At 29.6% G+C, this 5,116-nt stretch carries 5 protein-coding genes; 4 read left to right on the top strand and 1 reads right to left on the bottom strand.

Annotated elements, in window-relative coordinates:
• The first annotated feature begins 381 nt into the window (after positions 1 to 381).
• The 4 genes from HMPREF1552_RS01690 (at position 382) to HMPREF1552_RS12415 (ending at position 4,229) form a co-directional block, all read left to right on the top strand.
• Complete coding sequence (locus tag HMPREF1552_RS01690) at positions 382 to 1,077, top strand: N-acetylmannosamine-6-phosphate 2-epimerase (RefSeq protein ID WP_021743308.1); 696 nt, start codon at positions 382 to 384, stop codon at positions 1,075 to 1,077.
• 116 nt (positions 1,078 to 1,193) lie between these two features.
• The gene (locus HMPREF1552_RS01685) at positions 1,194 to 2,813 is read left to right on the top strand and encodes a PTS transporter subunit EIIC (protein ID WP_039900961.1); all 1,620 of its coding nucleotides are present in this window, start codon (positions 1,194 to 1,196) and stop codon (positions 2,811 to 2,813) included.
• A gap of 105 nt (positions 2,814 to 2,918) precedes the next feature.
• Positions 2,919 to 3,902, top strand: a complete 984-nt coding sequence (gene holA / locus HMPREF1552_RS01680; protein WP_021743306.1) for a DNA polymerase III subunit delta — start codon at positions 2,919 to 2,921, stop codon at positions 3,900 to 3,902.
• 174 nt (positions 3,903 to 4,076) lie between these two features.
• Positions 4,077 to 4,229, top strand: a complete 153-nt coding sequence (locus HMPREF1552_RS12415) for a hypothetical protein (protein ID WP_021743305.1) — start codon at positions 4,077 to 4,079, stop codon at positions 4,227 to 4,229.
• Positions 4,230 to 4,499: 270 nt separating this feature from the next.
• On the opposite strand, the gene rpsT is transcribed toward HMPREF1552_RS12415, so the two are convergent.
• The gene (gene rpsT / locus HMPREF1552_RS01675; RefSeq protein WP_021743304.1) at positions 4,500 to 4,766 is read right to left on the bottom strand and encodes a 30S ribosomal protein S20; all 267 of its coding nucleotides are present in this window, start codon (positions 4,764 to 4,766) and stop codon (positions 4,500 to 4,502) included.
• Positions 4,767 to 5,116 lie beyond the last annotated feature (350 nt).

Below are 5,116 nucleotides of genomic sequence, written 5' to 3'. Positions count from 1 at the left end.
AAGATTGCTACGCAATAACCTATGGCTAGTCTACCACATTTTTCTGCACTGAAAAAAAACTCGCTATACTCAGACAGTTTTGTCAGCACAGAAAAATGCTCCGATGGATTATTTATACTAGAATCTGATTGAAAAATCAAAATTATATTTTAATTATTTTAAATATACCCTTTATTAGAAAAGTTTGTAATAATTTCATTATTTAAACAGGAAATAATATTATTTTGATAGATAAAAGAGTTCAAATATAATTTGAAAAAGATTAAAAAAAAATTTTTTTTATAATAAAAAATTAAAAAGTTTTTCTATTGACAAATTTAAAAAATGGGGTAACATAGGAATATAAGAAATATTAATTGAAAGATAAAAGAAGGTGTAATTATGAGTAAAGAAAAATTATTGGAAAAATTAAAAGGGAAATTGATTGTTTCGTGCCAGGCATTGCCTGGAGAACCTCTTTATATAGAAAATGGGACTATAATGCATCTTATGGCTATTGCGGCAGAACAGGCTGGAGCTGCGGGAATAAGAACTAATGGAATAAGAGATATTGAAGAAATCAAAAAAAACTTAGATTTACCTGTTATAGGATTAATCAAAAAGCAATATGAAGGATTTCCTCAGCATATAACTGTAACGATGAAGGAAATAGATGATTTAGTGAAAGCTAAAGCCGATATAATTGCACTAGACTGTACAATGAGAGAACGTCCTGAAGCAAAAACAATAAATGAATTTATAAAAAAAATTAGGGAAAAATATCCTGATGTGCTATTAATGGCAGATATTTCAACATTTGAAGAAGGTGTGAATGCTGAGAAAGCTGGTGTAGATTTTGTAGGAACAACACTTAGTGGCTATACTCCCTATAGCAAAAAATCAGAAGGGCCTGATTTTGAATTAGTAGAAAATCTTGCTAAAACACTTCATATTCCAATAATAGCAGAAGGAAAAATACACGAGCCGAAGCAGGCAAAAAAAATGCTGGAATTGGGTGCATTTGCAGTAGTTGTCGGAGGAGCTATAACAAGACCTCTTGAGATTGCCCAAAGATTTGTTAGGGAAATGGAGAAATAAAAATTAGTAATTAAAAATAAATATTATAGAAAGGAAATTATTGAAACTGTTTTAGAAAATAACAAAGAGAGGAGGAAATATAATATTTTAAATGGTTTCAATATATGGTATATGCTATGAAAAATAATGGAATTTTTGCAGTATTACAGAAAATAGGTAGGGCTTTTATGTTACCTATCGCAGTATTGCCAATGGCGGGAATACTTTTAGGGGTGGGAGGTTCTTTTACGAATCCTGTTCTTATAAAAACATATAATTTAACTTTTCTTGAACCAGGAACGCCGTTAAATTATCTTATGCAGTTATTTTCTAACGTAGGATTGTTTGTTTTTGCAAATTTACCTTTACTGTTTGCAGTTGGTGTAGCTATAGGACTTGCAAATAAAAATAAAGAAACAGCAGCGTTATCAGCAGTTTTGGGATTTTTGCTTTTTCACACTATAATAGGGACAATTTTGAGTTTTAAAGGGATAACTCCTGATTCAGTAACTTATGATGCTCTTATTGGAAAAGGTTTGAGTGAAGCTGCGGCAAGAGGGACAGCGGCATTGTATGCAAAGGAACTTGGAATATTTACATTACAGACGGGTGTGTTTGGTGGTATCGTGTGCGGTATTGTGGCTTCGGCAATTACAAACAAGTTTTCGGATAAAAAATTACCTGATTATTTGGCATTTTTCAGCGGAAATAGATTTGTGCCTGTTATGACAATTATTTTATTTATTCCTTTGGCAGCAATATTTCCGTTTGTTTGGCCTACAATCTTTATGGGAATTGTGAAAGCTGGAGAAATGTTTGCGGCTACAGGGGCTATAGGAACATTCTTCTATGGATTTACAATGAGATTGTTAAATGTATTTGGATTGCACCATGCGATATATCCTCTGTTCTGGTATACTCAGCTTGGAGGTTATCAGGAAGTGGGAGGACAGATGGTAGCAGGAGGGCAAAATATATTCTTTGCACAGCTTGCAGATCCGTCAGTAAAACATTTTAGTGCAGCGGCGACAAAAACAATGACAGGTGGATTTTTACCTATGATGTTTGGATTACCTGCAGCAGCTCTTGCAATGTACAGAACTGCAGATGACAAGAATAAAGCGGCTATAAAAGGAATATTGCTATCAGCCGCATTGACATCATTCCTTACAGGAATAACTGAACCGATAGAATTTACTTTCTTATTTGTAGCACCTGTATTATACGTAATTCATGCAGTGCTTGAAGGACTTGCCTATATGCTAATGTATGTGCTTAATGTGGCAGTAGGAATTACATTCTCAAGAGGAATTATAGATTTCACTTTCTTTGGACTTTTACAAGGAAATGCAAAGACTTCATATTACTGGATACTAATATTAGGACCTGTCTATGCATTTGTATATTATTTTGTGTTCAAAACATTAATTTTGAAATTTAATATTCTTACACCAGGTAGAGGAGATTCTGAAAATAAACTTTACACAAGAAAAGACTATAACGAAGCTAAAGAAAATACAGAACTTATAGACAATATAGTAGTTTCATTAGGTGGAGCAGAAAATATAGAAAATATAGATGCCTGCATTACAAGACTTAGAGTTACTGTAAAAGATGCTTCTATAGTTGCTGATGATGCGAGATGGAAAGAATTGCAGGCAAAAGGTGTAATTCGTTCTGGAAAAGGAATTCAAGTAGTGTATGGAACTCAGGCTGAAACATATAAAAATCAAATAAGAGAAAAATATAGAATATAATTTTTACAAATTTTATTTGTTTTTTGTTTTAAAGTTCAAATTATACAAAAAATTTGATATAATTTTCTCAAGAAATAAAAAATAATTATAGACGTGAGGAAATAAATGATTTATTTTATTGGAGGAAAAAAGCAAAGAGAATTTAAATATTTTGAACTTTTGGAGAAAATTCGGAAAGAAAATGTTGGAATTAGTGAAAGTTTTTTTGATGTGGATTTGAAGGAAAATGAAAAATTTTTGGAAAAAATAAATATTAATTCCATATTTTCAAGTCAGGAACTGGTTGTATTGAAAAGAGCAGAAAAGCTTAAAAATATTGAGGAAATTTTGAAATACGTAGCAAATCTTGAGATAGTAAATAAGGAAATTATTATTGATTATGACAAGGAAGACGGGAAATTTGGAGTAAAATTAAAAAAGCTGCTGGATGAATTTAGTAAAAATAAGCAAATGGAAGTTTTTTTATTTCAGAAGGAAACAGAAGAGGAAATTCGGGCTTATGTTGTAAATGAGTTGGATATAAATGCAAGGGATGTGGCAATGCTTCTTGAAATGATAGGAAACAATCCGTTTAAGGTTAGAAATGAAGTTGCAAAAATAAAGATTTTTCTAGATGGAGAAAAGTTTGATATTGAAAAAATTAAAAATATTGTATCTATTGAAAAAGATTATCAAATTTATGAAATGACCCGAAACATATTGTTAAACAACCCAGCGGATGTAATGAGATACTTGGAGCAAAAAAAAGAATATATGGGAATCTTGTATTCTCTTTACAATGAGCTTGAAATAATGTACAAAATAAGCTCGCTAAAAGTGAAAGGGCGAAAATTCAATAAAAATTACAACACTTTTAAAATTGAATTTGAAGAAATAAAAGAAATTTTTAAATCCAATAATAGAATCCCAAATTCCTATGTAATTTTCAAAAAAATAAAACTGGAGCAAAACTACACAAATGCCAGTTTAAAAAAATTAGTTTTTAGATGCTGGGAAATCGAAAAAGACATAAAGACTGGTAAAATAGAAATGGAAACAGGAGTGGAAATGTTAATTATGGAAATTTGCTCATTATTTAGAAAAAAATAATTTTAGAAATCCTAAGATATGAATAAATATAAATATTGAACGAAGATGCCTAAATAATTGATTTATAATTAGATTGTTTAAAAGCTACGTTAACTGAACCTGATAGAATTTTAACAAAAAAATTAAAGAATACGAACAAAATTTGAAAGCAAACATAAAAGAGGTGTATTTCCAATGGGAATATTAAAAAAGATATGGGATATGCTGCCAGAAGGACGTCCAATTTGTGTGCCTAAGCCTGAAGCGTGGGGAGTAAAACAGGAGGAAGATAAAGAAACAGATAAAGATTTAAAGAAAAAAGATGATGTGGAAAAAGTAAAGAAATAAAATTTATTGTGAAATTAAGTTTTAATATAAACTGATTATTGTCAGAAAATAATGGAAGAGGGTGCATTTTGACGCTCTCTTTTTTATTTTATAAGAATTTTTATACTAAATTCTGTTTAAAGAAAGGATAATTTATGTTTTTAAAAGTAGTCCAAAATTTGGGGTATAGTCCAAGTTGTATAACTAAAAAAGACTATCCTTAGATTGTGATAGTCTTTTATTTTTGTTAATCTTAAAAAAATTTTTTTAAAATCAATCAGTAGCAAAAAATTAATTTGCCAATGAATTAACTTTTAATGTTAATCTAGATTTTTTTCTTGATGCAGTGTTTTTCTTAAGAACACCTTTTGTTACAGCTTTATCTAATTCTTTATATGCTGCACTTAATGCTGATTTAGCTTCGTCGACATTTTTAGCTTCAACAGCAGCAAGCACTTTTTTTACGAAAGTTCTAGTTCTACTTCTAATAGCTTGATTTCTAGCTGCATTTCTTTCACCAATAAAAACTCTTTTTTTAGATGATTTTGAGTGTGCCATTTATTTCTCCTTTCAATAGTTTTTATTTATAAAATAAAATGCTATATAATTTAATATATGCAAATTACACAATATATTATCATTTTTTTCAATAAAAATCAAGATATAAAGAATAAATTTTTCTGTTTTCTGTTAAAAGTTATTTTGATTAATAAGTATTTTTTCCTTTATATTTTTAATTTATTTTAACGCAAGGGCATCAGACGCCATGCCCTTGCATCCTCGCTTAACACAAAACTTTCTTATAAAAGAAAAATAGAACTCGCTTTTGAATGTAGGTTATTCTAATATTAAATAAGCATACATGATAAAAATATATTTCAAAAGCTCAAACAGCTATTTTTCTTCTA

The sequence above is a fragment of the Leptotrichia sp. oral taxon 879 str. F0557 genome, assembly GCF_000469385.1.
In the GTDB taxonomy this organism is placed as follows: Bacteria; Fusobacteriota; Fusobacteriia; order Fusobacteriales; family Leptotrichiaceae; genus Leptotrichia; species Leptotrichia mesophila.
The sequence above is the reverse complement of the archived record's forward strand: the minus strand, read 5'-3'. Positions and strand labels throughout refer to the sequence as shown.

Coding starts and splice junctions, on each gene's coding strand:
- HMPREF1552_RS01690 (WP_021743308.1), top strand. CDS start 382: ATGAGTAAAGAAAAATTATTGGAAAAATTAAAAGGGAAATTGATTGTT.
- HMPREF1552_RS01685 (WP_039900961.1), top strand. CDS start 1,194: ATGAAAAATAATGGAATTTTTGCAGTATTACAGAAAATAGGTAGGGCT.
- holA (WP_021743306.1), top strand. CDS start 2,919: ATGATTTATTTTATTGGAGGAAAAAAGCAAAGAGAATTTAAATATTTT.
- HMPREF1552_RS12415 (WP_021743305.1), top strand. CDS start 4,077: ATGGGAATATTAAAAAAGATATGGGATATGCTGCCAGAAGGACGTCCA.
- rpsT (WP_021743304.1), bottom strand. CDS start 4,766: ATGGCACACTCAAAATCATCTAAAAAAAGAGTTTTTATTGGTGAAAGA.